The sequence below is a fragment of the Amycolatopsis sp. NPDC005003 genome (assembly GCF_053600695.1).
Genome location: NZ_JBSGAI010000042.1, coordinates 51,261 through 77,083, shown reverse-complemented (window position 1 = coordinate 77,083; position 25,823 = coordinate 51,261). Strand labels below are relative to the sequence as shown.

24 protein-coding genes are annotated in these 25,823 nt (G+C 71.9%); 12 read left to right on the top strand and 12 right to left on the bottom strand.

Translation table 11 applies throughout. The features are described from left to right. Positions 1–7 precede the first annotated feature (7 nt). On the top strand, positions 8–1,204 hold the full coding sequence (locus ACWED2_RS37165) for an extracellular catalytic domain type 1 short-chain-length polyhydroxyalkanoate depolymerase (protein WP_449695199.1): 1,197 nt from the start codon (positions 8–10) through the stop codon (positions 1,202–1,204). A 49-nt stretch (positions 1,205–1,253) separates the two neighbouring features. Here ACWED2_RS37165 and ACWED2_RS37160 read toward each other — a convergent pair whose 3' ends face one another. Then, the gene (locus ACWED2_RS37160) at positions 1,254–2,159 is read right to left on the bottom strand and encodes a LysR family transcriptional regulator (protein WP_449695198.1); all 906 of its coding nucleotides are present in this window, start codon (positions 2,157–2,159) and stop codon (positions 1,254–1,256) included. 159 nt (positions 2,160–2,318) lie between these two features. Between ACWED2_RS37160 and ACWED2_RS37155 the strand changes: the two genes are divergently transcribed. Continuing rightward, entirely contained in the window at positions 2,319–3,263 is a 945-nt protein-coding gene (locus ACWED2_RS37155; RefSeq protein WP_449695197.1) for an NADP-dependent oxidoreductase, read from the top strand. A gap of 106 nt (positions 3,264–3,369) precedes the next feature. On the opposite strand, the gene ACWED2_RS37150 is transcribed toward ACWED2_RS37155, so the two are convergent. The 5 genes from ACWED2_RS37150 to ACWED2_RS37130 are packed head-to-tail and all read right to left on the bottom strand — an operon-like array spanning position 3,370 to position 8,522. Beyond that, on the bottom strand, positions 3,370–5,223 hold the full coding sequence (locus ACWED2_RS37150; RefSeq protein WP_449695196.1) for a helix-turn-helix domain-containing protein: 1,854 nt from the start codon (positions 5,221–5,223) through the stop codon (positions 3,370–3,372). Between the two features lie 60 nt (positions 5,224–5,283). After that, positions 5,284–6,651 carry an MFS transporter gene (locus ACWED2_RS37145; RefSeq protein WP_449695195.1) on the bottom strand — a complete coding sequence of 456 codons (1,368 nt, stop codon included), beginning with the start codon at positions 6,649–6,651 and terminating at the stop codon, positions 5,284–5,286. A 35-nt stretch (positions 6,652–6,686) separates the two neighbouring features. Next, positions 6,687–7,436 (bottom strand): 3-hydroxybutyrate dehydrogenase, encoded by a 750-nt coding sequence (locus ACWED2_RS37140; RefSeq protein WP_449695194.1) that lies wholly within the window; start codon positions 7,434–7,436, stop codon positions 6,687–6,689. 49 nt (positions 7,437–7,485) lie between these two features. Continuing rightward, a complete protein-coding gene (locus tag ACWED2_RS37135) occupies positions 7,486–7,674 on the bottom strand; it encodes a DUF397 domain-containing protein (protein WP_449695193.1) in 189 nt (62 codons plus the stop codon). Beyond that, the gene (locus tag ACWED2_RS37130) at positions 7,671–8,522 is read right to left on the bottom strand and encodes a helix-turn-helix domain-containing protein (protein ID WP_449695192.1); all 852 of its coding nucleotides are present in this window, start codon (positions 8,520–8,522) and stop codon (positions 7,671–7,673) included. Before ACWED2_RS37130 ends, ACWED2_RS37135 begins: the two co-directional genes overlap by 4 nt. A gap of 87 nt (positions 8,523–8,609) precedes the next feature. Between ACWED2_RS37130 and ACWED2_RS37125 the strand changes: the two genes are divergently transcribed. Next, complete coding sequence (locus tag ACWED2_RS37125) at positions 8,610–9,050, top strand: hypothetical protein (RefSeq protein ID WP_449695191.1); 441 nt, start codon at positions 8,610–8,612, stop codon at positions 9,048–9,050. On the opposite strand, the gene ACWED2_RS37120 is transcribed toward ACWED2_RS37125, so the two are convergent. Next, a complete protein-coding gene (locus ACWED2_RS37120; RefSeq protein WP_449695190.1) occupies positions 9,004–9,396 on the bottom strand; it encodes a VOC family protein in 393 nt (130 codons plus the stop codon). The genes ACWED2_RS37125 and ACWED2_RS37120 overlap by 47 nt on opposite strands. Before the next feature lie 131 nt (positions 9,397–9,527). On the opposite strand from ACWED2_RS37120, the gene ACWED2_RS37115 reads away from it, so the two are divergent. Beyond that, complete coding sequence (locus ACWED2_RS37115) at positions 9,528–10,145, top strand: toll/interleukin-1 receptor domain-containing protein (RefSeq protein WP_449695189.1); 618 nt, start codon at positions 9,528–9,530, stop codon at positions 10,143–10,145. A 44-nt stretch (positions 10,146–10,189) separates the two neighbouring features. Here the strand turns inward: ACWED2_RS37115 and ACWED2_RS37110 are convergent, their stop codons facing one another. Further along, positions 10,190–11,596, bottom strand: coding sequence for a hypothetical protein (locus tag ACWED2_RS37110; RefSeq protein ID WP_449695188.1), 1,407 nt, complete (start codon positions 11,594–11,596; stop codon positions 10,190–10,192). Between the two features lie 256 nt (positions 11,597–11,852). On the opposite strand from ACWED2_RS37110, the gene ACWED2_RS37105 reads away from it, so the two are divergent. Continuing rightward, positions 11,853–12,788: a helix-turn-helix transcriptional regulator gene (locus ACWED2_RS37105; RefSeq protein WP_449695187.1), complete on the top strand. Its 936-nt coding sequence runs from the start codon at positions 11,853–11,855 to the stop codon at positions 12,786–12,788. Between the two features lie 342 nt (positions 12,789–13,130). Beyond that, complete coding sequence (locus ACWED2_RS37100; protein WP_449695186.1) at positions 13,131–15,197, top strand: AMP-binding protein; 2,067 nt, start codon at positions 13,131–13,133, stop codon at positions 15,195–15,197. A gap of 2 nt (positions 15,198–15,199) precedes the next feature. Here ACWED2_RS37100 and ACWED2_RS37095 read toward each other — a convergent pair whose 3' ends face one another. Further along, entirely contained in the window at positions 15,200–15,787 is a 588-nt protein-coding gene (locus tag ACWED2_RS37095) for a GyrI-like domain-containing protein (protein ID WP_449695185.1), read from the bottom strand. Beyond that, entirely contained in the window at positions 15,787–16,296 is a 510-nt protein-coding gene (locus tag ACWED2_RS37090) for a PadR family transcriptional regulator (RefSeq protein ID WP_449695184.1), read from the bottom strand. Before ACWED2_RS37090 ends, ACWED2_RS37095 begins: the two co-directional genes overlap by 1 nt. A gap of 155 nt (positions 16,297–16,451) precedes the next feature. Here ACWED2_RS37090 and ACWED2_RS37085 point away from each other — a divergent pair, with 155 nt between their 5' ends. The 6 genes from ACWED2_RS37085 to ACWED2_RS37060 all read left to right on the top strand — a co-directional run bounded on the left by ACWED2_RS37085 (position 16,452) and on the right by ACWED2_RS37060 (position 23,836). Then, on the top strand, positions 16,452–17,771 hold the full coding sequence (locus ACWED2_RS37085) for an SWIM zinc finger family protein (protein WP_449695183.1): 1,320 nt from the start codon (positions 16,452–16,454) through the stop codon (positions 17,769–17,771). Between the two features lie 52 nt (positions 17,772–17,823). Next, a complete protein-coding gene (locus ACWED2_RS37080; protein WP_449695182.1) occupies positions 17,824–19,209 on the top strand; it encodes a DUF5691 domain-containing protein in 1,386 nt (461 codons plus the stop codon). Then, positions 19,206–20,291, top strand: coding sequence for an ATP-binding protein (locus tag ACWED2_RS37075; RefSeq protein ID WP_449695181.1), 1,086 nt, complete (start codon positions 19,206–19,208; stop codon positions 20,289–20,291). Before ACWED2_RS37080 ends, ACWED2_RS37075 begins: the two co-directional genes overlap by 4 nt. Then, positions 20,288–22,471, top strand: a complete 2,184-nt coding sequence (locus ACWED2_RS37070) for a DUF5682 family protein (protein ID WP_449695180.1) — start codon at positions 20,288–20,290, stop codon at positions 22,469–22,471. Before ACWED2_RS37075 ends, ACWED2_RS37070 begins: the two co-directional genes overlap by 4 nt. Then, positions 22,468–23,637: a VWA domain-containing protein gene (locus ACWED2_RS37065; protein WP_449695179.1), complete on the top strand. Its 1,170-nt coding sequence runs from the start codon at positions 22,468–22,470 to the stop codon at positions 23,635–23,637. Before ACWED2_RS37070 ends, ACWED2_RS37065 begins: the two co-directional genes overlap by 4 nt. A 76-nt stretch (positions 23,638–23,713) precedes the next feature. Continuing rightward, the gene (locus ACWED2_RS37060) at positions 23,714–23,836 is read left to right on the top strand and encodes a 50S ribosomal protein L36 (protein WP_410573511.1); all 123 of its coding nucleotides are present in this window, start codon (positions 23,714–23,716) and stop codon (positions 23,834–23,836) included. Between the two features lie 362 nt (positions 23,837–24,198). Here ACWED2_RS37060 and ACWED2_RS37055 read toward each other — a convergent pair whose 3' ends face one another. Both ACWED2_RS37055 and ACWED2_RS37050 read right to left on the bottom strand, forming a co-directional pair. Then, positions 24,199–24,366: a VOC family protein gene (locus ACWED2_RS37055; RefSeq protein WP_449695178.1), complete on the bottom strand. Its 168-nt coding sequence runs from the start codon at positions 24,364–24,366 to the stop codon at positions 24,199–24,201. A 1-nt stretch (position 24,367) separates the two neighbouring features. Then, a complete protein-coding gene (locus ACWED2_RS37050) occupies positions 24,368–25,822 on the bottom strand; it encodes a flavin-containing monooxygenase (RefSeq protein ID WP_449695177.1) in 1,455 nt (484 codons plus the stop codon). Between the last annotated feature and the right edge of the window lies 1 nt (position 25,823).

The following is a 25,823-nucleotide window of genomic DNA, read 5'->3' as shown; positions in this document are numbered from 1 at the left end:
ACTCACCATGCGCAAGCTCGCCTTCGCGGGACTCGCCGCGATCACCGCCGCCGTGCTCACCACCGCCCACGTGGCCGCCGCCGACCCGCCGCCGTCGTCCCTCGTGCAGATCTCTTCCTTCGGCGCCAATCCCGGTGCGCTGGCGATGTACACCTACACCCCGGCCGGGCTCGAACCCGGCCGTCCGGTGGTCGTCGCGCTGCACGGCTGCACGCAGAGCGCCGCCGACTACCACGCCCATTCCGGCTGGCCCGAGCTGGCCGACCGCTGGCGGTTCGAGGTGGTCTTCCCGCAGACGTCGACGGCGAACAACTCGCTGAAGTGCTTCAACTGGTTCTCCACCACCGACGACACCCGCGGCAACGGCGAAGCCGCGTCGATCAGGTCCATGGTGGACAAGGCGATCGCCGACCACGGCTCGGACGCCTCCCGGGTGTTCGTCACCGGCTTGTCGGCCGGGGGCGGGATGGCCGCCGACCTGCTCGCCGCGTACCCGGACGTCTTCGCCGCGGGCGGGATCAACGCGGGCCTGCCGGCCCAGTGCGCCACGAGCGTCGTCGAGGCGACGAACTGCCAGCAGAACGACCAGCACCTGACGCCGGCGCAGTGGGCGGCGAAGGCCAAGGCGCAGTACCCGGGCTACGGCGGGCCGTGGCCGCGCGTGGCGATCTGGCAAGGCACCGGCGACTACACCGTCTACCCGGTCAACGGCACCGAGCTGCGCGACCAGTGGACCGCGGTGCACGGCGTCTCGCAGACCCCGACGAGCACGCAGTCCCTGCCCGGCGGCACGACCCTGACGAACTACGGCGGCAAGGTCCAGCTGTACTCGATCGCGGGCATGGGCCACGGCACGGCGGTCGACCCCGGCACCGGCTCGACGCAGTGCGGCAGCACCGGCGCGTACTTCCTCGCCGGGATCTGTTCCAGCTACCACACCGGGGTTTTCTTCGGGCTGGACAAGGGATCCGGGACCACGACGACATCGGCGCCGCCGACGACCACCACCACGACCGCTCCGGCGGGCACCTGCGTGAGCGCCAGCAATTACGCCCACACGCAGGCGGGCCGCGCGCACCAGAGCGGCGGGCAGACGTACGCGAACGGCTCGAACCAGGCCATGGGGCTGTGGAACACGTTCACCGTGCACGCGCTGCGGGAGACGTCCCCGGGCTACTGGGTCCTCGCCGACGGGCAGTGCTGACCCGGGGCCCCGCGCATCATGGCGGCGTTGTCGAGTGTCGCTGAGCGAGTCATGTGGTGAGCGGCTTGACCGCGGCGCGTATGTGGTTGCGTAGCCATTGGGACGCGGGGTCCTCGTCAAGGCGCCGGTGCCAGCGGAGCTCGACGTCGACCTGCGGGAGCGGGAGCGGGTAGTCGTGCCAGCGCACGGGCATGCCGCGTTGGACGAGGTCTTCGGCGAGGACTCTCGGCGCGATGCTGATCAAGCCGGGTTGCAGCGCCATCAGGGCGGCGGCCGCGTAGTTCGGGACCACGGAGGTGACGCGCCTGGACAGGCCGGCTTCCCGCAGCCGGTCGTCGATGGGGCCGTGATCCAGTCCCCGGCGGGAGGCGGAGACGTGGGGGTGGCGCACCAGGTCGTCGAGACTCAGCCCGGCCGCCCGCCCGAGTTCGGAGTCGGCGGCGACGAGGGCCACGACCCGGTCGGCGAACAGAGTCTGCGTGGTCAAGTCGGGTGGTGGCGCCTTGGCGACACCGAGGTCGAGGTCGAGGGTGCCGTCGCGGAGGGGCTCCGGGGCTTTGGAGTCCTGGGCCACGAAGCGCAGCGTGACGCCGGGTGCTTCGGCGGAAACCGGGCCGGCCAGCCGTGAGCTGATGACGGGGGTGAGCCCGTCGTTGATGCGGATGGCGAACGTGCGGCGCCAGGTGGCCGGGCTGTCGGCGGGGGTGGTCGGCAACCGGGTCGCCGTTTCGAGGAGCGCTCTGACCTGAGCCCGGGAACGCAGCGCGAACGGTGTCGGCACCAACCCCCGCCCCGCGCGCACCATGATCGGGTCGTTCATCGCCCGCCGCAGCCGGCCCAGCGCGCGGCTGGTCGCCGGCGCCGACAGGTGCAGCTTGTCCGCGGCCGCCGCCACGCTGCCGGTCTCCATCAGTGCGTCGAAGACCCAGAGCAGGTTCAAATCCAGGTCCTTCACCGAGGCGCTGCCTCCGATCCTCGACCAGTGCATGGGACGCACTCACAAGTTACCAACCGTGCAGTGGACGTCATCCCGGCGAGGCGCTTCAGTGGATGTCGAGCCGCGGAAGCGAACCCGAAGTCTTGGAGCGTTGGTATGGCCCGCACGATCCGACCGATGTCCTACGGTGGCCCGGAAGTCCTCGACCTGGTCGAGGTGCCGGTGCCCGTCCCGGCGGCAGACCAGGTCGTGGTCCGCGTGAAGGCCGCCGGGGTCAACCCGATCGACTGGAAGCTCTACAGCGGCTCGTTCCACGCCATCGACGACAGGTACCAGGACGAAGCCGGCGTCAGCGCGGACGCGCTCCCCCGGATCGGGCTCGAATGCGCCGGTGTCGTCACGGCGGTGGGTGAGAAGCTCGGCGGCGTGTCGATCGGCGACGAAGTCGTCGTTTACCCCGTCACCGGCGCCTATGCCGACTACGTCGTGGCCACCGCCGGTTCGCTCATCGGCAAGCCGGACACCGTGGACTGGCCGGTCGCCGGTGCACTGATGCTGGCCGGCACCACCGCCGCGCACACGCTGCACGCCGCCGGAGTGCGGCCGGGCGACCGCGTCCTGATCCACGGCGGCTCCGGCGGCGTCGGGCTCATGGCCGTTCAGCTCGCCGTCGACCTCGGCGCCACCGCCATCGCCACCGCGTCCGAGGCCAACCACGAACTCCTGCGCCGCCTGGGCGCCACGCCCGTGGCCTACGGACCCGGTCTCCTCGACCGGGTCCGAGCAGTGGCGCCCGAGGGCGTCGACGCCGCACTCGACCTGATCGGCACCGAGGAGGCGCTGGACACGTCCCTGGAACTGGCCGGCAAACCGGACCGCATCGCTTCCATCGCCGGCGGCGCCCGGCGTGCCACCGAAGGCGTCAAAGTGATCGGCAACCAGCCCGGCGCCGACCTCGGCACCGAGGTCCGCGCGGCGGCCAGGCCGAAACTGGTCGAGATGCTCGTCCAGGGCCGGTTGCGGGTCATCATCGCCGGCACCTACCCGCTGGAAGAAGCCGCGGAAGCCCACCGCGCCGGCATCAGCGGCCACGCGCCCGGCAAACTGGTCCTGCTTCCGTAGCCGCGCTCCGCAGCACGAGGAACTCCGAACGGGCGCAAAACCCCGCCCCCGCGCGGGGGCGCCCCCCGAATTCCACGTTACCGGAGACCACCGACAAAAACCGGAGTCAGCGCGCCCCGCCGAGCCGGTGGACCCGCAGCGCCAGCTGGATTTCCAGCGCCCGGTCCGGCACCTGCCAGTCCTCCCCCAGCAGCGACGCCACCCGCTCCAGCCGCTGAACCACCGTGTTCACGTGGACGTGCAACACGTCCTTCGTCCGCGCCAGCTGCGAGCCGTTCGCGAAATACGCCCGCAGCGTCGCGACCAGCTCGGTGCCGCGGCGCTCGTCGTAGTCCAGCACCGGCCCCAGCGTCCGGCGGACGAACGCGTCCAGGTCCGCGCGGTCGCCGAGGAGCTGGCCGAGGAACCCCAGCCCGGCCATGGCCGCGCCTTCGCCCGTCCGGCCGAGGGCCAGCAGCGCCCGGACGCAGCGCGCCGCCTCCGCGTGGGCCTCCGCGATGGCCGACGGACCGCCCGCCGGCCCGGCCGCGCCCACCGTGACCGGACGGCCGGTCGCCGAGCCGAGGTCGGCCGCGACGCGGCGGGCCAGCTCGTCCGGGTCGCCGGTGGCGAGCAGCACGACTTCTTCGGCGTGCACCCCGACCAGCGTCGCGTGCCGGGCCGCCGCGCTCGCCACGCGCCGCCGGGAGCCGCCGTCCGCGTGCGCGACCAGCACCGCGTGCGGGGCCGACAGGTCGATGCCCAGCCGCCGCCCGCGGGCCAGCAGCGCCCGCGGGTTGCGGTCGGGCGCGGTGAGCAGGTCGGTCAGCAGCTCGCCGCGGACCTCGTCCTCGGCGCGCACCACCGACCGCCGCAGCATCAGCAGCAGTGCCGTGACGACGCCGGCGCGTTCGAACAGCCGCCGGTCCGGGTCGCTGAGCCCGGGGCGCCCGGCCAGCACCAGGCTGCCGAGCAGTTCGGGGCCCGCCTGCACCGCGCACACCCAGTTGTCCTTTGTGGACACCGCGCGGCCGGTGGCGCGGGCGGCGGCGAGCGCGTCCGGGTCGAGGCCCACCGGGGCCGCCGAGCTGGCCAGGAGCGTGCCGTCGGCGTCGTAGACCGTGAGGTCACCGTGGAGCACGTCGGCGACCGCGCCGGCCACGTCCGGCAGGTCGCCGCCGCGCAGCACGAGATCGGTCAGGCGGTCGTGCGCGTCCTCGGCGCGTTCCATCGTCGCGTTGGCCTCGTTGAGCTCCGCGACCGCGCGGCGGGTCTGGTCGAGCAGGTTCGCGCTGTCCAGCGCGATCGCCGCGTGGTCGGCGAGCGACGACAGCAGCGCCACCTCGTCGGCGGAGAACTCCCGGGTCGAGCGGTCGGACGCGAACAGCACGCCGAGCACCTTCGGGCCGATGGCCAGCGGGACGCCCAGGATGGCCGTCAGGCCTTCGTCCGCGACACCGGAATCGATGTGCCGGGTGTGCTTGAACCGGTCGTCGTTGAAGTAGTCCGAGGTCGCGTACGGCCGCGCCGTCTGCGCGACCAGCCCGCCGAGGCCCTCGCCCATGCCGAGCACGATCTGCTGGAACTCCGCCGACACCGAGCCGTCGCTGACCCGGACGTAGGTCTTGTTTTCAGCTTCGTTGTTGAGGCTGAGGTAGGAGACGTCGACGCCGAGCAGCGCCCGCGCCCGCCGGACGATCGAGCGCAGCACGGTGTCCGGGTCGGACAGCGCGGCGAGTTCGCTCGCGGTCTCGAACAACGCCGTGAGCCGGGCTTCACGCCGCCGGTGTTCGGCCAGGGTTTCGCGGATCCGCAGGGCCAGCTCGCCCGCGCTGGCCAGCGCGGCCAGGTCGGCCGCGTCGAGGGCGCCCTCGGCGCGGGCGGCCACGACGACGTGCGCCAGCTGCTCGGTGCTCGCCCCGGAGGCGAGCAGGTCGAGCAGCCGGCGCAGCGCGTCCGAGGGTGCGGTCACGGCGGTCATGTTACTAATCCGGCCAAAAGTAGGCCGCCCTTCGCACGGCACGTAACCGTTGCCACGAAGTCATTCGGCCGTGGCTGTGGTCGGATTAGTAACGATCGGCACAGTGGGCGAAACGGCCGCCTTCTCCGCCTCGACGTCGTCGTGCAGCGATTCGCCGCGGGTTTCGCGGGCGGCGAGCAGCGCGATCACCGTGATCAGGCACATCGCCGCGACGTACAGCGACACCGGAACGGTGCTGCCCCAGGCCGAGAACAGCGCGACGGCGATCAGCGGCGCGACGGCCCCGGCGGCGATCGACGACAGCTGCCCGCCGACCGAAAGCCCGGTGTAGCGCACCCGGGTCGGGAACTGCTCGGCGAAGAACGCGGCCTGCGGGCCGTACATCGCGCCGTGCAGCACCAGTCCGACGGTCGCGGCCAGCACGATCACCGCCGACGACTTAGTGTCCAGCAGCGCGAAGAACGCGAAGCCCCACACGGCCATCCCGATCGCGCCGAACAGGTAGACCGGCCGCCGTCCGACCCGGTCGGACAGCGCGCCCCACACCGGGATCGTCACGAAGTGCACGGCGGAGCCGATGAGCACCGCGGTCAGGCCGACGCCCTTCGGCAGGTGCAGCCCGGTCGTGACGTACACGAGGATGAACGCGGTGATCACGTAGTACGAGACGTTCTCGGCCATCCGGGCGCCGATGGTGATGAGCACCTGGCGCCAGCTGTTGCGGAAGACGTCGACGACCGGGACGTGCTTTTCGGCGCGCGCCTCGGCTTGGCGCTGGGCGGCCAGGAACACCGGCGACTCGGCGACGGCCAGCCGGATCCACAGCCCGATCAGCAGCAGCACGCCCGAGAGCAGGAACGGAACGCGCCAGCCCCAGGACATGAAGGTCGCGTCGGACTGGGTGGCCGAGAGGATCGCCAGGACGGCGGTCGCCAGGAGGTTGCCGCCGGGTGCACCGCACTGCGGCCAGCTCGCCCAGAAGCCGCGGCGGCGGTCGTCACCGTGTTCGGAGACGATCAGCACGGCCCCGCCCCACTCGCCGCCGAGCGCGAAGCCCTGGACGAGCCGCAGCAGCGTCAGCAGGAGGGGCGCCACGACGCCCGCGGTGGCGTACGTCGGCAGGACGCCCATCAGGCAGGTGGAGCCGCCCATCAGGACGAGGCTGACGATCAGCAGTTTCTTCCGGCCCAGCCGGTCGCCGAAGTGCCCGAAGACCAGGCCGCCGATCGGGCGGGCGAGGAACCCGACGGCGTAGGTCAGGAACGCCAGCAGCGTGCCGGTGAGCGGGTTCGCCGTCGGGAAGAACAGCTTGTTGAAGACGAGGGCGGCGGCCGAGGTGTAGAGGAAGAAGTCGTACCACTCGATGGTGGTGCCGATCAGGCTCGCGCCGACGATCTTGGCGATCGCCGACCGGTGGGGTTGGCTCACTGCGGGCTCCACTTCCTTGTGGGTTGGGCGGGTGGTTACGCGGCAGTCCAGCCGCCGTCGAGAGGGATGGACGCCCCGGTGATGTGGCCGGCGTGCGGCGAGCACAGCCACACCACCAGGGAAGCGACGTCCTCGGGTTCGATGAGCTTCTTGATCGCGGCCCGCTTGAGGAGCACCTCGGCGACGACGTCCTCACGCGGGATGTCGTGCTCGGCGGCCTGGGCGTCGATCTGCCCGTCGACCAGCGGGGTGCGCACGTACCCGGGGTTCACGCAGTTGCTGGTGACCCCGTGCTCGGCCCCTTCGAGGGCGGCGACCTTCGAGAGGCCTTCGAGCCCGTGCTTCGCGGCGACGTAAGCGGCCTTGTAAGGGGAGGCCCGCAGCCCGTGGACGCTCGACATGTTGACGATCCGTCCCCAGCCCCGCGCGTACATGGCCGGGAGCGTGTGCCGGATCAGCAGGAAGGGAGCGGTGACCATCAGGGCCTGGATCCGGGCGAAGACGTCCGGCGGGAAGTCCTCGAGGGGCGCGACGTGCTGGATCCCGGCGTTGTTGACCAGCACGTCGACCTCGGCGGGCAGATCGTCGATCGAGGCGGGGTCACTGAGGTCGGCGACGTGCGCCCAGCCCCCGACCTCGCCGGCGGCGGCTTCGGTGCGGCTTGCGTCGATGTCGACGACGTGCACCTTCGCCCCGGCCGCGGCGAGGGCGCGGACGCAGGCGAGGCCGATACCGCCGGCCCCGCCGGTGACGAGGGCGGTGCGCCCGTCCAGATCGCTGGTCATGGACGGGAACGGTAAGCGTGACCCCGGTCGCTAGCTATGTGCGCGGGAGCTACAGCTCGGGAAGATCCAGTGTGGCCGGGCGACACAATGCGGAGAGTAAGGCGTCCCACGATCGGGTGGAGATTTCGAGGGTGCCGCCGGAACGGTCCTTGGTGTCGCGGATTTTTGCCGCAGGTCCGAGCGCCACTTCGACGCACTTGTCCTCGCCCGAGTAGCTGGACTTACGCCACACGGTCATGCTTTGCCTCCCAGCTCGGCGATCACCTCCCCGATGAACTCGCCGCTTTCCCGCTCATCCATCGCCAGCGCCGCCATGTTCTTCGCTGCCATGCGGTAGCCGGTCACCTGATCAGCATCGTAGAGGTAGGCACTCGCCTGGAAGAGCTCGATGAAGACGATCGGCGGAAGCACGGGAAAGTCGAGCAGCGCGAAGTTGCTGAACAGACCGGCATGGGCACCCGCACGGTCGGGGAGCACCTGCAGCCGCACGTTCCGGCGCACCGATGCCTTCAGCAAATGCCGGAGCTGCTCGACCATCACCTGCTTGCCGCCGACCTCGGATCGCAACGCACCCTCACCCACCAGCACGTGGTACTCGAGCGGCTGGTGCCTGGTCAGAACCTGGCGCCGCGCGAGCCGTGCCTGCACCGCCTTCTCGACCCGATCCGGCGAGGTATCCCAAGAACTGAGCAGCGCGTGGCAGTATTCCGGGGTCTGGAAGAGCCCGGGAATCAACCTGGGTTCCCAATCGAACAGCTCGATCGCCTCGCGCTCATGCTCCGCATAGGTCGCAGCGCCCGACGCCACACCAGGCACCGCCTTCTCCAGCCAGCTCGGCTCGCGGGCGGTGCGGGCGAGCTCCAGCAACCTCGCCCGCTCCCCCGGCTCCACCACCAGCACCCCCATCAGCAGCGCCACCTGCTCCACCTTGGGAATCCGCTTCCCGTACTCCCAATTGGACAGTTCCTGCGCATGCACGCCGATCTTCCTGGCCAGCTGCCGCACGCCGAGGTTCCGCGCTTCCCGGCAGGTGCGCAGCCCGAACCCGAGCGCTCTCGCCCGGGGTGTCGCGAAGGGTGTCGCCATGACCGCATTGTGTCACCGGGGTCCGGCATTTCCGCTTCCCCGCCCGTCGGCTGGTGTCGCGGATCCGCGTCAGTTTCGCTGCTGGTCATGGACCCGGACCACGCACTCCTGACCCGTCTCCGCGACCTCGCCGAAACCCTCCCCGGCGACCTCGCCTGGCTGACCGGCCCGCCCCTGCGCGCGGACGGCCTGCGCGATCTCGGCGAGCGCCTGAGCTGCCTCGGCGCGGACCTGATCAGCCGCGCGAACGTCCTCGACGAGATCGCCGCCGCCCGCCTGCCCTCCGACGGCTGGATCCCCGAATGCGGGCCGGACCCGCGCCGCCGGCTGTCGCACTACGTCGGCCGGGGCGAGGTGCGGCTCGGGCTGATCTACTTCGCGAGCTGCGGCGCGGGCTGCTTCCCCTTCTACGGCACCGATCCCGCGGGCCGGACCGAGCGGCACGAGCGGTGCGAGAAGTGCGTCAAGGAGGCGTACCGGCTCATGAGCGTTCCGCCAGCACCGCAAGGTAGTGCACGTTCGTCATGATCCCGAGGACGTTGCCGAACGGGTCGACGACCGACGCCGTCACGAACCCGGGCCCGCGTTCGATGATCGGCTCGTACTCCTTCGCCCCCAGTTCCAGCAGGCGCGCGAACGTCGCTTCGAGGTCGTCGACGTGCCAGCGGACGATCTCGCCACCCGGCTCGGTGTGGCTGAAAGGGGCGTACTTGCGATCGATGATGCCGAGTTCGTGCTGGTAGTCGCCGATCCGGAACTCCGAGTACCCGGGGACGTTGAAGTACGGCTCGACCCCCAGGAACTCCGCGTACCAGGCCTTCGCGGCCTCGTGGTCTTCGGCGTAGTAGGTGACGGTGGCCATCCCTCGCAGCATGTCCTGCTCCTCTCAAGCGGTGTCTCAAGCGGTGTGGAGCCATCATGCGGGGTCAAAGTGCTCACCAAGTGAGCACTTTCCACGACCGTCTCCCCGACATTTTTTCGCGCCGGAAATGCTATTGTCCGAACATGCCGAGAAGCGTTCCGGTGCGAGTCTTCGTGTCGTATGCGCACGATTCAGCCGAGCACAAAGATCAAGTACTGGCGTTCAGCGAGTTCCTCGTGGAGAACCGCATCGACGTGACACTGGACCGGTGGCATCTGGCGCACCGCCAGGACTGGTATACGTGGGCCATCGAGAGCATCGAAAACGCCGACTACGTTATTGCCGTCGCCTCGCCCCGATATCACGTCGTCGCGGACGGCTACGCTTCGGCCGGAATCAACCGCGGCCTGCAGTCGGAAGCCGCGTTGCTGCGGGAAAAACTGCACAGCGACCGGCCGGCCTGGACGCGGAAGATCCTGCCGGTGGTGCTCCCGGGCCGTTCGCCGGACGAAATCCCGCAGTTCCTGCAGCCGCAGACCGCCGATCACTACTTCGTCGACAGCTTCACCGTCGCGGGCTGCGAAGACCTGCTCCGGGTGCTGACCGCCCAGCCGCCGCACGTCAAGCCGCCGCTGGGCGAGCGCCGGCCGCACCTGCCCCCGCGGTCCGCGGCACCGGCCGGCCCCCAGCAGAACGTCGTCTCGCGCGGCGGGGGTCTCACGATCGTCAACCAGGGCGGCGACCAGAACATCTCGATGTGACGCGGCCTGCCGGCGGCGCACACCACCGGCAGGCCGCCCCTCCGCTAGGCGGAGGTGTGCCGCGCCCGGACCATCTTCTTGATGATGGTGAGCGCGCGTTCGTTGTTCAGCCAGGCGATTTCGTTGTCGGCACCGAGTGTCTCGCCGAAGCCGGTGTTCAGGTTGACCCGCTGGCCGTTCACGATCGAGATGGTGAACTCCTGGGCGTACGGGATGTCGGCGTACTTCTCGTGCTCGCCGCCGCCGGCGCCATCGACATCGTGCTCGAACAGCTCGTCGACCTTGCGGAACAGCGCGGTGATCGACGGGGGCATCGGGATCCGGTCGGTGGAGACGCCCACGATGTCCCGGTAGTGCCACTCGGTGAGCTGCTCGTAGACGGGCTCGCCGGTGTGGAAGTCGAGGGCGCACCGGTAGAGGCTGATCAGGTCGTTGGTGAGGAACATGATCAGCACGTCGTAGTGGTTCGCGCGCCACCGGTGGTCGTCGCCGCGCCGGACGCGCAGGGAGTCCACCATGGGCCCCGAGGGCGAGGGCACGCCGACCACGGTCTGGATCGGGTAGACGAGGTCGCCGCCTTCGTGCTTGGTGGTCGCGACCAGCCGGACCTGACGGCTCGCCTTGGCCGCCAGCGCGGTGATGTCCTGCTGCAGCCAGGCGTCCATCTGCGCGTCGCTCGGCTTCGGTTCCGCCTCCGCGTACCGCTTGCGGTAGGCCTGGTACTGCTTCACCTTCTGCCAGCCCCACTTCCCGGCGAAGTAGGCGATCACCAGCAGCACCAGGCTGCCGGCGTTGTGCGCCGCCGCGGCCAGGAGCACGCTGAGCCCCGCGACGGTGAGCGCGATCGCCCCGGGTGCCGGGCTGCGGTGGCGCGGCGTGCGGATGAAGTAGCGCTTGACCGCTTCGCCGCGTGTCGGATCGAAATCGCGGACCACGGGCGCCTGCTCGGGTTCCGCGGCCGCCACCATGCCGAGTTCGCCGGCCCGCGCCTGCAGCGCCTTGAAAGTCCGGCCCTGGGCCCGTTTCACGTGCGTGACCAGCGGTTCCAGCTGCGTGGGCTGCAGCTGCCCGATGCTCGCGGCGAGGTCGGCGGCCGCCGGCGGCGGGGGCTGCATGCCGATCGCCGTGTAGTAGTCGTCCTTCACCAGGGCCGACAACACGTTGGCCTGGTGGGTCACCACGACGTCGCCGTAGCCGATGGCCTGCTCGATGTGGGCCTCGACGCGGTCGATCTGCTCGGGCGAGCGGTCATTGGGTGGACGGCCGTCCAGCATGGCCAGCGCCGCGCAGAAGTGCCCGGTGGCCAGGTCGCGCTGCGCCTCGGGCATCTTCTGGGCGCCGACTTTCCGGGCGTCGCTGAGGAATTCCTCGAACTCGCTGACCGCCTTGGCGTACATGCGGCCCTTGAGCGCCATCAGACCGTTCTGGAGGTGGTCTTTGACCGACTCCATGTATATGGTCTGGTCACCGCCTTGGTTGGCAAAAACCGTGCCGCCGTCTTCGTTGTGAACAGTTTGCTTCGGAAATGCTTCGTCTGCCACGGGAGGTTCCTTTTGGGTCGCGCGAATACCCCGTGACAGGCGAACACACGGGCGGCCAAGCCTAGGTCGGCCACCCGCCGGTTTCCCTTCTTGACCAAGTACTGACAACTAATTGTCAGGTCCGCCGGAAAGGAGCGGCGCTCCGGCCGGGTGCGACACTTCCCCCATGCGCGCCGACCGCCTCGTGGCCACCCTCCTGCTGATGCAGACGCGCGGCCGGGTGACGGCCGCCGAGCTGGCGGCGGAGCTGGAGATCTCCGTCGCGACCGCCCGCCGCGACCTCGAAGCCCTCTCGGCCGCCGGCGTGCCCGTCTACCCGCAGCCGGGCCGCGGCGGCGGCTGGCAGCTGGTCGGCGGGGCGCGCACCGACCTCTCCGGCCTGAGCGCCCGCGAGGCGCAGGCGCTGTTCCTGCTGGCCGGCCCGGCCGCGGCGGGCGCGCCGGAGGTCAAGTCGGCGCTGCGGAAGCTGATGGGCGCGCTGCCGGGCACGTTCCGGGCGGACGCCGAGGCGGCGGCGGACGCGGTCGTCGTCGACCAGGCGGGCTGGGGCGAACGCCCGAAGGAACAGCCGCCGATGGTCGCCTTGCTGCGGGACGCCGTCATCGCGCGCCGCCGGGTGCGCCTCGCCTACGGCGGGCGGGAGAAGTCCGAGCGGCTCGTGGACCCGTGGGGCCTGGTCGACAAGGACGACGTCTGGTACCTGGTCGCGGGCACCGCGAAGGGCCGCCGCACCTTCCGCGTGGACCGGATCGTCGCGGCCACCACCACCGGCGAGCCCGCGGACCGGCCGTCGGACCTCGAGCTGGCCGAGGTGTGGCAGGAGGTCGTCGAAGAGGTGGAGAAGCGCCGTTCGCTGCTCAGTGCGGACGTCGTGCTCGACCGCCGGTACTTCGGGGTGCTCCAGCGGCGGTTCGGGCGGCACTGCGAGCTGGTCGCGGAGCTGCCCGGGGAGCGGGTCCGCGCGCGGGTCGCCGCGCCGGCGCCGGTGATGATCGCGCAGGAGCTGGCGGGCTGGGGTGCGCTGGTCGAGGTGGAGGGTCCGGAGTCGGTGCGGGCCGAACTGGCCCGGCTCGGCGCGGAGCTGGTCGCCCGCTACGGGTGATGGTGACTGTCCGTCAACGCCGCCGCGGCGACCAGCGGCCGGACCCAGCTGTCCGCTATGTCACAGATGTTCCGTATGCCCGGTGCTGCCCGGTCACCTTCCCGGCCCGCGGTCCCACACTCTTCGAACCTCTCTCGTCGATCATGTCGAACGACCCCATTGCCCCTACGCTTGGTGAACGCCGTTAATCGGTCTACAATGGACACGCGGAGAACCTACTGCGAGTGTCCGTTACCCGCCGGTATCTGGCCGTTCGGAGTATCCCTGATCACCCGTTTGCTGCTATTGTGACGCCTCCGTGACCTGAACGTGCGTTCGGTGACACTTCGGTGAGGGCAGACAATGCGTGACGATGTGGTCGAGGCGAGTGCGGTTGTGGGGCACTCCCCCGATGTGGTGTGGCAGATCGTCGGATCGCCGGAGTGGTACTCGCGGTTCGTGCCGGAGATCAGCTGGTGCGAGATCCAGGAGCCGGCCGGGCGCGGGCGCGGCCCGAAGGGCGTGATCCGGATCGTCCCCGCGCGGGGGCCGATGATCGAGACGCAGATGCAGGCCGTCGTCCACCGGCCGGGCGAGCACGTCGTGTGGTGCGGGGTCCCCGACGAGGGCACGTGGGTCTCCCTGGAGCTGAGACCGCTGGCCGGCGGCCGGACCGAGCTGTTCGTGCGGATGATGCTGCCGCCGTCCTACCTGGATCTGGTGGCGTCGATCAAGAAGGACGTCCGCGCCCTCGGCCGTCGCCTCGACCTGCACCTGGCCGGGGCGCACGACCCCGAAACCGACGGCGAGACCAACAAGGCCACCAAGCTGCGCACCACGAGCATCCTGCTGCGCGCCGGGGTGCTCAGCGCCGGGCGGCCGGACAAGCTCGCGCGCCAGCTGAACTCCCTCGCGCAGTGGGGCGCCACGGTCGCGGGCGGCTACCAGGCCGCGGCGGCCCGCGTCCCGGACGAGCTCGCCCTGCACGACGAGCGCAGCGTCCGCACCTTCCGCCAGGTCCAGGAGCGCAGCGACCGGCTCGCCAACGCGCTGAGCGAACTCGGCGTCGTCGAGCGCGACCGGATCGCGCTGATGTGCCGCAACCACGCCGCGATGATCGAGTCGTTCGTCGCGGCCAGCAAGCTCGGCGCCGACGTCATCCTGCTGAACACCGGCCTGTCCGCCGCCTCGGTCAAGGACGTGCTCGCCGAGCACCAGCCGTCCGCCGTGCTGGCCGACGACGAGTTCGCGCAGACCATCGCGAACGTGCCGGGCGACTTCGCCCGGATCAGCACCTGGCCGGACGCCGACGCCGGCTACCCGACGATCGACGAGCTGATCCACGCCGCACCCGCCGACCGCCCCAAGCCGGTCGAGCGGCCGGGCCGGCTGATCGTGCTCACCTCCGGCACCACCGGGACGCCGAAGGGCGCGCGCCGCCCGACCCCGAAGGGGCTGGGCACGGCCGCGGCGATCCTCGACCGGATCCCGCTGCGCGCCGGCGACCGGCTGCTGGTGGCGGCGCCGCTGTTCCACACGTGGGGCCTCGCGGCGATGCAGATCGGGATGGCGCTGCGGGCGTCACTCGCGCTGATCCGCAAGTTCGACGCCGAAGAGACGTTGCGGACGATCGCCGAGCAGAAGTGCGACGCGCTGTTCGCGGTGCCGATCATGCTGCAGCGGATCATGGACCTGCCGGAGCGGGTCCGCGCCCGCTACGACCTGTCTTCGCTGCGGATCGTGGCCAGCAGCGGCTCGGCGATGTCCGGGCCGTTCGTCACGCAGTTCATGGACACCTTCGGCGACGTCCTCTACAACTTCTACGGCTCGACCGAGGTGTCCTGGGCGAGCATCGCCGACCCGGCCGACCTGCGCGCGGCGCCGACGACGGCCGGCCGCTGCCCGCTCGGCACGCGGCTGGCGATCCTGGACGAGGACCGCAAACCGGTGCCCCCGGGCGGCGAAGGCCAGATCTTCGTCGGCAACGACATGCTGTTCGAGGGCTACACGAGCGGGACCGACCCGGCCCGGGCGGCGGACATGATGGCCAGCGGCGACGTCGGCTACCTGGACGCGGCGGGCCGCCTGTTCGTCACCGGCCGGGCCGACGAGATGATCGTCTCGGGCGGCGAGAACGTGTTCCCGCGCCCGGTCGAAGAGGCACTGGTGGCGCTCCCGGGCGTGCACGACGCGGCGGTGGTCGGCGTGGCGGACGCGGAGTGGGGCCAGCGGCTGGCGGCGTACGTCGTCCCGCGGCGGGGCGCTTCGCTGCACGCGGAGGACATCCGCCAGTACATCCACCACCGCCTGGCCCGGTTCGCGGTGCCGCGGGACGTGTACTTCGTGCCGGACCTGCCGCGCAACGCGACGGGCAAGATCCTCAAGCGGCTGCTGCACGACGACACCTGGCCGGCGACCAGCGAGTACTGAGTTCAGCCGACCGGCTGCCGCAGCACCGTCCTCAGCTTCGCGGGTTCGACGCGCCGCGGGTCGCCGAGGTAGACCTCGTGGTGCAAGCCGGTCGGCTTAAGGCCTTGCCCGGCAAGGAATTCGTCGTGCAGGCGGGCCAGGAGCGGGCCTTCGTCGTCGTACGAACCGACGTGGAGCGCCTGCGCGCACCGGCCCTCGTGCAGCTTCTCCAGCCGGACCGGGGCGTCGAGCTTCTTCTTTTCCCGGGCTTCCTCGACGGCGTCCTCGCCGATCCACGGCGGCTGCGCGATGAGCATGGTCCACTGCCAGGAATCCTTGGCGCGCACGGTGAACGCGGCGTAGTCCTCGGCCCACCACAGCCCCTCCAGCGGGCCGACGACGAAGTCCTCGCCACGCTGCTTCGCCGTCATCTTGATCGTGTAGGCGAAGGTGTAGAGCGCTTCGACGGCCTTGCGGTAGCTCTCCGCGGTGTTCGGGTTGCCCCGGCCGTCGATCGCGAGGAACTGCTGCTCCGGGACGTCCACCAGCGCCCAGTCGGTGTTCTTGGGCGCGTAGAGCCGCTTGAGGTCCTTCTTGATGTCGTAGGGCATCAGGTCATTCCTTCCAGCCACCGGGCTTCCGCCTCGAGTTGCGCGAGGGAGTAGTCGAAGATCGCCCGGACGAACTGCGGGGCGTGCTGCTGCGCCTCCGCGGCACGCCGGACCTCGGCCAGCCGCTCGTTCACGGCTTCCGCGCGCCGGGCGAGCGCGGCGGCGAGCCGTTCGGGCGGGACGGCCGGGCTGTTCGCGACGCCGACGAGCACCGGCGGGTGCACCGGCCGCAGTTCGGCGATGGCGGCTTCGGCGGCCGCCGCGCACGCCTTGCGGCCCGCTTCGGTGGCCGTGAACGTCTTCTTGGCCTTGGCGTGCGCGCGTTCCCCCTCGACCTCGGCGACCAGGCCTTTGTCGCGGAGTTTGCCCAGTACGTAGTAGATCGAGCTGAAGCCGAGCGCCGTCCAGTCGCGCATGCCGCGCTGCGAGACGACCTCGTCGAGTTCGTAGCCGTGCCTCGGCCGCTCGGCGACCAGGCCGAGGACCGTCAGTTCCGCGTCGGTCAGCACGGCCATATTCTAGCACTAGAATAGTCGGCTTCCGGAAATTGGCAGTGACATCTGGGGCTTCGCCCCAGGTCGGGGGCTCCGCCACCCGAACCCCCCGAAAAATGTCGGTGGGTGCTGGCATGCTTCACCTCGTACCGGAAAAGCGAGGGAGAACAGTGGGGGGACAGGTGGTGACGGCGGTGCCGTGGACCGCGGAACGCGTGGCCGGGCTGGCGCCGGATCCCGCGTCGGAGAAGGCGGGCCGGGCGCTCGCCACGCCGGCGAAGTGGTCGGGCGCGGGCGCGTCCGAAGACGCCGTGTGGGGCTTCTGCCAGGGCAGTGGCAAGAAGCCGTACCAGACGTGCGTCGAGCTCGCCGAGCCCGCGTTCCGGTGTTCCTGTCCCAGCCGGAAGTTCCCGTGCAAGCACGCGTTGGGGCTGCTGTTGCTCTGGGCGGCCGGGCGGGTCGACGCCGCGGAACCACCCGAGTGGGTGCACACGTGGCTGGCCGAACGCGCCGACCGCGCCCGCCGGGCGGAGAAACGCGCGGAGGCGGCGGGCCCGAAGGACGAGGAGGCGGCCGCCCGGCGCGCAGCCGAGCGGGCGGCCCGCGTCGAAGGCGGCGTCGCGGAGCTGAAGGTCTGGCTCACCGACCGGATCGGCGCCGGCTTCGCGGGCTTCGAGCGCACCGGGGGCGAAGAGCTGCGCACGGTCGCGGCGCGCATGGTCGACGCCCAGGCGTCGGGCCTCGCGGGCGGCCTGCGCCGGGCGGCGGGCGTCGTCGGGCGCCGCGACTGGCCGGAGGCGCTGCTGGCCGAGCTGTCCCAGCTGTACCTGCTGGCCGAGGCGGCCGGCCGGGTGGACTCGCTGCCACCCGCGCTGGCGGAGACGGTCCGCACGCGGCTCGGTTTCTCGGTCGAGACGGCCCGCGTCCTGGAGAGCGGCGAGCGCGTCGCGGACGATTGGCTGATCACGGGCGCGGCGGACGAGGAGAACGACCGCCTGCTCACCCGCCGCACGTGGTTGCGCGGCCTCGGCACGGGCCGCGACGCGCTGGTGCTGTCGTTCGCCCCACCGGGCCGTCCGTTGGATTCGTCGTTGCCCCCGGGCCACCGCTTGACGGCCGAGCTGGCGTTCTACCCGGGCGCGGCGCCGCTGCGGGCCCTGGTGGCGGAGCGCGGAATCCCCCTCGCGGCCCCCACGGCCGAGGGCGGTTCCATCTCGGAAGCCTTGGCGGCGCACACACAGGCGATGGCGGCGGACCCGTGGCTGGAGCGCTGGCCGGTGCTCCTGTCGGGCGTCACCCCGGCGGAACACCCGGGCGGCTGGTGTCTGTCCGAAAAGGACGGAACAGCGCTGCCGCTGGTGCCGTACGCGTTCCCGTGGTCCCTGCTGGCGCTGTCGGCGGGCCGCCCGCTGACGGTGGCGGGCGAGTGGAGCCCGGCGGGCCTGAGGCCGCTGACGTGCTGGCACGAAAACCGGGCGGTGCGGCTGTGAACTTCCGCGCCCACCGAACCCACTCCTCGAAACCCCGAAAGGCGGTGAAGCCGTGAAAGCCTGGGAAGATCTCGTCGGCACCGCCCTCCTCGGCACCCGGCGGCGCACCCTCGACCCGTCCGCGCAGCCACCCGCGGTCCAAGAGCTCATCGCCGGTCGCGCCGAGCCTGCCGAGCAGCTGCTCGCCGCCGCGGCCGTGCTCAGCACCTACCGGCGGGCCGGGCGGCCACCGCTGCACGACGTCCGGCCGCTCCCCGCGGCCGCCGAAGACGAGCGCCCCTTCGTGCCGCCGCTCGCCCGGGATCGGCTCGGCAGGCTGCTCGCCGCCAGCCACCCCGATCTCCTGCTCGAGTGGCTCGGCATCGTCGCCGGCACCCGTTACCGCGTCCCGCCCGAGACCCTGCCGCTGCTCGCCGAAGCCGCCCGCACCAAGGTCGCCCTGCGGACCCCGCTGGCCGCCGTCGCCGGGCCCGTCGGCGCGTGGCTCGGCCGGCGCAATCCCGACTGGTCCTTCCTCGCCGCGCCCGCGGAGGAGGAAGCCGATCTCTGGCAGTACGGCAGCCTGGCCCAGCGCCGCCGGTGGCTCGCCGCGAAACTCGTCCAAGACCCGGAGGTCGCCCGCGAAGCCCTCACCGCCTCCTGGAAGACCGAGCCCGCCGAGATCCGGGCCGACTTCCTCGGCGTCCTCGCGGGGCACGTGCGGCCTCAGGACGAAGCCTTCCTCGAAGCCGCCCTCACCGATCGCGCCGCCGCCGTGCGCGAACAAGCCGCGGACCTGCTCGGCCGGCTGCCCGGCACGCGCTACGGCGAGAGCATGGCCGAACGGCTCCGGCCGCTGGTCCGCCGCCGGGGCCGGGTCCTCGAAATCACCGTCCCCCACGGCGAACGCGGCGACGGCACCGTCCGGCTGCGCACCCTCGCCGCGGCCGCTCCGCTGGCCTTCTGGGCCGAGTTCGGCCCGCCCGCCGAGGTCGTGCGGATGGCCGTCGAAGGTTGCCCGGCCGCCGTGCTGCGGGACTCCTGGGCCACCGCCGCCCTGCGGCAGCGCGACGAGACCTGGGCGCAGGCGCTGATCGGCGCCGACCCGGGCGGGCGCACCACGCCGCCGCTGCTCGGCGTGCTGAGCCCGGCGAGCCAGGCCGCCACCATCGGGCACCTGATCAGCCGGCTGCCCGTCGAGTCGTTCGCGCGGCTGGTGCACGAACTGCCCCGGCCGTGGACGAAGGAACTCGGCACCGCGCTGCTCGACTGGATCGCCCGCCAGGACGACCACCGCCTGGTCTCGCACGCCGCCGTCGTGATCGCCCGCGCGGTCCCCCGTGGCTGCCTGGGCCATCCGCTGGCCACCACCCGCCTGACCATGGACGCCGGGCCGTGGCGCCGGGCGCTCACCGAAACGCTGAACTTCCGCCGCGAAATGTACGAGGAGCTCGCATGACCGCCCCCACCGTCCTCCGGCCGCACGCCGAACAGGACCACGCCGCCGAGCTGGCCGCGCTGGCCGCCGCCGACGACCGGGCGAAGCCGCCCAACTGGAACCTCTCGCCGTGGGCCGTCGTCGAGTACCTGCTCGGCGGCACCCTGCCGGACGGCACCGTGCTCACCCCGAAGTACGTCGGCCCGCGGCGGCTGATCGAGGTCGCCGTCGCCACCCTCGCCACCGACCGGGCGCTGCTGCTGCTCGGCGTGCCCGGCACGGCGAAGACGTGGGTGTCCGAACACCTTTCGGCCGCCATCAGCGGGGATTCGACGCTGCTGGTCCAGGGCACCGCGGGCACGTCCGAGGAGTCGATCCGCTACGGCTGGAACTACGCCCGGCTGATCGCCGAGGGCCCGAGCGTCGCCGCGCTCGTCGAAAGCCCGGTGCTGCGCGCGATGCGCGACGGCAAACTGGCCCGGCTCGAGGAGCTGACGCGCATCCCGGCCGACGTCCAGGACTCGCTGATCACCATCCTGTCCGAGAAGACCCTGCCGATCCCGGAGCTGGGCACCGAAGTGCAGGCCCGGCCGGGCTTCAACCTGATCGCGACGGCGAACAACCGCGACAAGGGCGTCAACGAGCTGTCCAGCGCGCTGCGGCGGCGGTTCAACACGGTGGTGCTGCCGCTGCCGGACAGCGCCGAGGCGGAGGTCGAGATCGTCAGCAGGCGGGTCGCCGAGCTGGGCGCCTCGCTGAAGCTGCCCGCGGAAGCCGCCGAGCTGGCGGAGATCCGCCGGGTCGTCACGGTGTTCCGCGAGCTGCGCTCGGGCCGCACCGAAGACGGCCGCACGGCGGTGAAGTCCCCGTCCGGCACGTTGTCGACCGCGGAGGCGATCAGCGTGCTCACCGGCGGGCTCGCCCTGGCCGCCCACTTCGGTGACGGCGTGCTGCGCCCGCACGACGTCGCCGCGGGCATCCACGGCGCCGTCGTCAAGGACCCGGTGGCCGACCGCGCGATCTGGATCGAGTACCTGGAGACCGTGGTCCGCGAACGCGACGGCTGGGCCGACTTCTACCGGGCCGGTCAGGAGATCTCTTGACCTCGACCCACCTGCTCGGCATCCGCCACCACGGCCCGGGATCCGCCCGGGCCGTGGCGACCCGGCTCGCCGAACTCGGACCGGACGTCGTCCTCATCGAGGGTCCGCCCGAGGCCGACGCCCTGGTCGAACTCACCGAAGACCCGGCCATGCAGCCGCCGGTCGCGCTGCTGGCGTACGCGACCGACGACGTCTCGCGCGCCGCCTTCTGGCCGTTCGCCGTCTTCAGCCCGGAGTGGCAGGCGCTGACCTACGCCCGCGAGGCCGGGATCCCGGTGCGGTTCTGCGACCTCCCGGCCGCGAACACGTTCGCCGCGGGGCCGGACGAGCACACCGGCCCGCCCGTCGATCCCCTGGCGCTGCTGGCCTCGGCCGGCGGCTACGACGACCCGGAACGCTGGTGGGACGACGTCGTCGAATCGCGGCGGGACACCGAAAGCCCGTTCGAGGTGATCGCCGAAGCGATGAGCGCGGTGCGGGAAGACGAAGAGCCACCGCAGGGCAACGAAGCCCGCCGCGAGGCGTACATGCGCTCGGTGCTGCGCCGCACGCGCAAGGAGGGCTTCGAAAACATCGCGGTCGTCTGCGGCGCTTGGCACGTGCCCGCGCTGGCCGACCCGCTGCCGCCGGCGTCGCACGACCAGGCCGTCCTCAAAGGACTGCCGAAGCGGAAGGTCGCGTGCACCTGGGTGCCGTGGACGCACGGGCGGCTCGCCACGGCCAGCGGTTACGGCGCGGGCGTGCGGTCGCCGGGCTGGTACCACCACCTGTTCACCACGGCCGGCGACGTCACCGCGCGCTGGCTGGCCCAGGTGGCGGCGGTGCTGCGGGAGGAGGACCTGCCGGTCTCGACCGCACACGTCATCGAGGCGGTCCGCCTCGCCGAGACCCTCGCCACACTGCGGGGCCGGTCCTCGGCGGGGCTCGCCGAGGTCACCGAAGCCACCCGGTCCGTGCTGTGCGGCGGCGACGAGGTGCAGGTCGAGCTCGTCACGCGGCGGCTGGTGGTCGGCGAACGGCTGGGCGAGGTGCCGGCCAACGTCCCGCAGCCGCCGCTGGCCGCGGACCTGACCGCGACCGCGAAACGCCTGCGGCTGAAGAAGGACCCGGTCGTCAAGGAACTCGACCTCGACCTGCGGACCCCGGGCGGGCTCGACCGCTCGAAGCTGCTGCACCGGCTGCGGATCCTCGGCATCGAGTGGGGCAGCCGGGAGGCGTCGGCGCGGCGGAACAAGGGCACGTTCCGCGAAACGTGGGCGCTGTGCTGGGAGCCGTCGTTCGAGGTCGACCTGGTCGCGGCGGCCGTGTACGGCACCACCGTGGCGTCGGCGGCCACCACCGCGGTCCGCGGCACGGTCGAAGGCACCCCGCCGCTGGACGAGGTCACCACCGCCGTCGAGAACTGCCTGCTCGCCGACCTGCCGGAGGCGCTGCCCGAAGCGCTCGCGGCGCTCGACGCCCGGGCGGCGGCGGACGCGGACGTCGCCCGCCTGATGTCGGCCTTGCCCGCGCTGGCTCGGGCGACCCGGTACGGCAACGTCCGCGGCACCGACACCGGCGCGCTGCGCGCGGTGGCCGATCGGATGCTGGACCGGATCTGCGCCGGCCTGCCGCCGGCCGCCCACGGCATCGACGACGACGCCGCGGCCCGGCTGGCCAAGCTGGTCGACGGGGTGCACGACGCGACCGCACTGCTGGGCGACGACGCGAAGGAGCGCTGGCTGACGGCGCTGGCCCGGCTGGCGGAACGGCCGTCACTGCCCCCGCTGCTGGCCGGGCGGCTCACCCGGATCCTGCACGACGCGGGGTTGTTCGACGCGCTCGACGTCGAACTGCGGCTGGGCCGGGCCCTCACACCGGGCGTCGTGCCGTCGGCGGGCGCGGCGTACGTCGAGGGCTTCTTCGACGGTGGGGCGCTGCTGCTGGTGCACGACGAGGGCCTGTTGCGGGTGATCGACGCGTGGCTGGCGGCGATCCCCGCCGACGTCTTCACCGAAGTGCTTCCGTTGCTGCGCCGCACTTTCGGCGCCTTCAGCGGGCCCGAAAAGCGGGCGATCGGGCAGCGCGCGGCCGGGCTCACCGGCACGGCTCGCGCGGTGGCCGTCGCCGACGAACTCGACGAGGACCGGGCCGAGCGCGTGCTGCCGGTCCTGGCGACGCTGCTGGGGGTGGGGGCATGAGCGCGGATACGGACCGGGTGCGGCGCTGGCGGCTGGTGCTGGGCGGCGACGGCGCCGGGCCGGGGTCGGGCCTGGAGGACGCCCAGCTGTCCGATGAGGACAGTGGGGTGGACGCGGTGCTGGCCGCCCTCTACGACAAGCCCGACGAGGAGACCACGGGCGGGCCGCGCAGCGCGAACCTGGGCGCGTCGGCGCCGCGGGTCGCGCGCTGGCTCGGCGACATCCGGCGCTACTTCCCCAGCACCGTCGTGCAGGTGATGCAGCGGGACGCGGTCGACCGGCTCGGGCTCACCCGGATGCTGCTGGAGAAGGAGCTGCTGTCGGCCGTCGAGCCGGACGTCCACCTGGTCGGCACGCTGCTGTCGCTGAACGGCGTGCTCCCGGAGGAGACCAAGGAGACCGCGCGCGAGGTGGTCCGCAAGGTCGTCACGGAGCTGGAGGAGCGGCTGGCCGAGCGCACCCGGGCGGCGATCCGGGGCGCGCTGGACAAGGCGTCACGCACGCACCGGCCGCGTCCCGGCGACGTCGACTGGGCGCGCACGATCCACGCGAACCTCAAGCACTACTCCCCCGACCTGCGCACGATCGTCCCGGAGAAGCTGATCGGCTTCGGCAGGCGGCAGCAGGCGGTGCAGCGGGACGTGATCCTGGCCGTCGACCAGTCGGGGTCGATGGCGGAGTCGGTGGTGTACTCGGGGCTGTTCGGGGCGGTCCTGGCGTCGATGCGGGCGTTGAAGACGTCGTTCGTGGCGTTCGACACGGAGGTCGCGGACCTCACCGAGCACCTCGCCGACCCGGTCGACGTCCTGTTCGGCACCCAGCTGGGCGGCGGCACGGACATCAACCGGGCGATCGCGTACTGCCAGGGCCTGGTCGAGCGCCCGGAGCGGACGCTGCTGGTCCTGATCAGCGACCTGTACGAAGGCGGCGACGAGGAAGAGCTGCTGCACCGGATGGCGGAGCTGGCCGGCGCGGGGGTCCAGGTGGTGACGCTGCTGGCCCTGTCGGACTCGGGCGCCCCGTCGTACGACCACGAGAACGCGGCGGCCCTGGCCGAGCTGGGCATCCCGGCCTTCGCATGCACCCCGGACCAGTTTCCGGACCTGATGGCCGCCGCCATCCGCGGCGACGACCTGCAAGGGTGGGTGGCCCGCGAGAGCAGCTGAGTTGCGGAATGAAACCGACCGGCTCCTGGTTGAACGGGATGTGGGACGGCAGTTCCCACAGGAAGGACGGCTCGCCATGAAGGTCCGCAGCTCGATCCGTTCGCTCGCCCGCCAGCCGGGCGCCCAGGTCATCCGCCGGGGGACGAAGGTGCTGGTGATCAACAAGGACAACCCCCGCTCGAAGGCCCGCCAGGGCTGACCCGGCGGCCCGACAAGGGCCCGCCCGCCACGCCACCGTGCCCCGGAGCCATCCCGGCCCCGGGGCACAGCCACACCCGAAGAGGCATCACCCGTGACCAGCCGGGCATCACCCGTGCCTAAGCAGGCATCACCCGTGATTGGGAAGGCATCACCGCGATGCCCCTCCGATCACGCGAGATGCCCCTCGAAACACGCGAGATCCCCTCCAGTCACGTGAGATACGCCTCCAATCACGTGAGACGCGCCTCCAATCACGTGAGACGCGCCTCCGATCACGCGACTGACCCTGGCAGTGGCGCCTGAGCCGCCGCGGGGGCGTGCCGCGAAGGCGGGGATGCCGCCGCTTGCGCGGGTGCTGCGTCAGGCTGGACCGGCGAGGCCGATGAGGTTGCCCTCCGGATCGGCGAAGTGGGCGACCACCAGGTCGCGCCCCGGGGCGCGGTCCGGGCCCATCCGGCGGGTTCCGCCGAGGCGTTCGGCCTCCGCCAGCGCCGCCGCGACGTCCGGGACGCCCACGTAGAACACCACGTCAGCCCGCGCGGGCGAAGCGCAGCACCCCGTCGTCCACGCGGCTGAACCGCATGTCCGCCAGGTCCAGCAAGTAGTTCTGCCGCATCATCCAGGGCCGCCGCCCGCCCTGCTTCGGCAGGCCGGGCGCGGCCCTCTTGATGTACCCCGACTGCAGGTCCACGATCGGGCGAGGCCGGCCCGCGCCCGACGCCGAGGCGGCGTCCGGCACGCAGAACGCGTACCCGTGCCGGTCCAGGTGGGCGAGCAGGCGGCACACGTACTGCGACGCCAGGTCCGCCCGCAGCGTCCACGAACTGTTCGTGTACCCCACGCACCACGCCAGGTTCGGCACCCCGCCGAACATCGTGCCCTTGTACGCCCGCTGCTCCCCCGGCTCGATCGCCCGCCCGTCGACGGTCAACGCGATTCCGCCGAACGCCACCAGCCGGAGGCCGGTCGCCGTCACGATCACGTCCGCCGGAAGCGCCCGGCCCGATTCCAGCGAAACACCCGACGCCGTGAACCGCGCGATCCGGTCCGTCACGATGTCCGCTTTGCCGGAACGCAACGCCCGGAACAGATCCGCGTCCGGCACCAGGCACAGCCGCTGGTCCCACGGGTCGTACGACGGCACGAAGTGCGGGTCCACCGGGATCGACGCCGGCAGCTGCGCCGCCACGCGCTTGCGCAGCGCCAGCGCCGCCCGGCCCGGCAGCCACCGCATCAGCTGGAAGAACAGCGTCCCCATGACGACGTTCTTGCCGCGGACCACCCGGTGCGCGAGCTTTTCCGGCAGCAGCGCGCGGATCCGGTCGGCCAGCGCGTCCCGCCCCGGCCGCGCCACGATGTACGACGGCGACCGCTGCAGCATCGTCACGTGCGAAGCGCGCGACGCGAGCGCCGGGACGAGCGTCACCGCCGTCGCGCCGCTGCCGATCACCACGACCCGCTTTCCCTTGTAGTCCAACGACGAGGGCCAGTGCTGCGGGTGCACGACCTCCCCGGCGAACTCCGCGCGGCCCGGGAAGTCGACGACGTGGCCCGAGTCGTACGAGTAGTAACCACTGCACAGGTACAGGAACCGGCAGGTGAACGTCGCCCCGTGCGCGGTCGACACCGTCCACCGCGCATCCTCCGACGACCACGACGCTTCCGTCACCCGGTGGCCGAAGCGGATGTGGCCGGTCACCCCGAACTCCTCGGCCGTCGAGCGGATGTAGCTCAGGATCGACGGCCCGTCGGCGATCGCCTTCGGGTCCTTCCACGGCCGGAACGGGTAACCGAGGGTGAACATGTCCGAATCGGAGCGAATGCCCGGGTACCGGAACAGGTCCCAGGTTCCGCCGATCGCGTCACGCGCTTCCAGCACCGCGTACGTCTTGCCCGGCAAGCGCTCCTGCAGCCGGCAGGCCGCGCCGACGCCGGACAGGCCGGCGCCCACGATCAGGACGTCCACGTGCTCGGCGACAGTCATG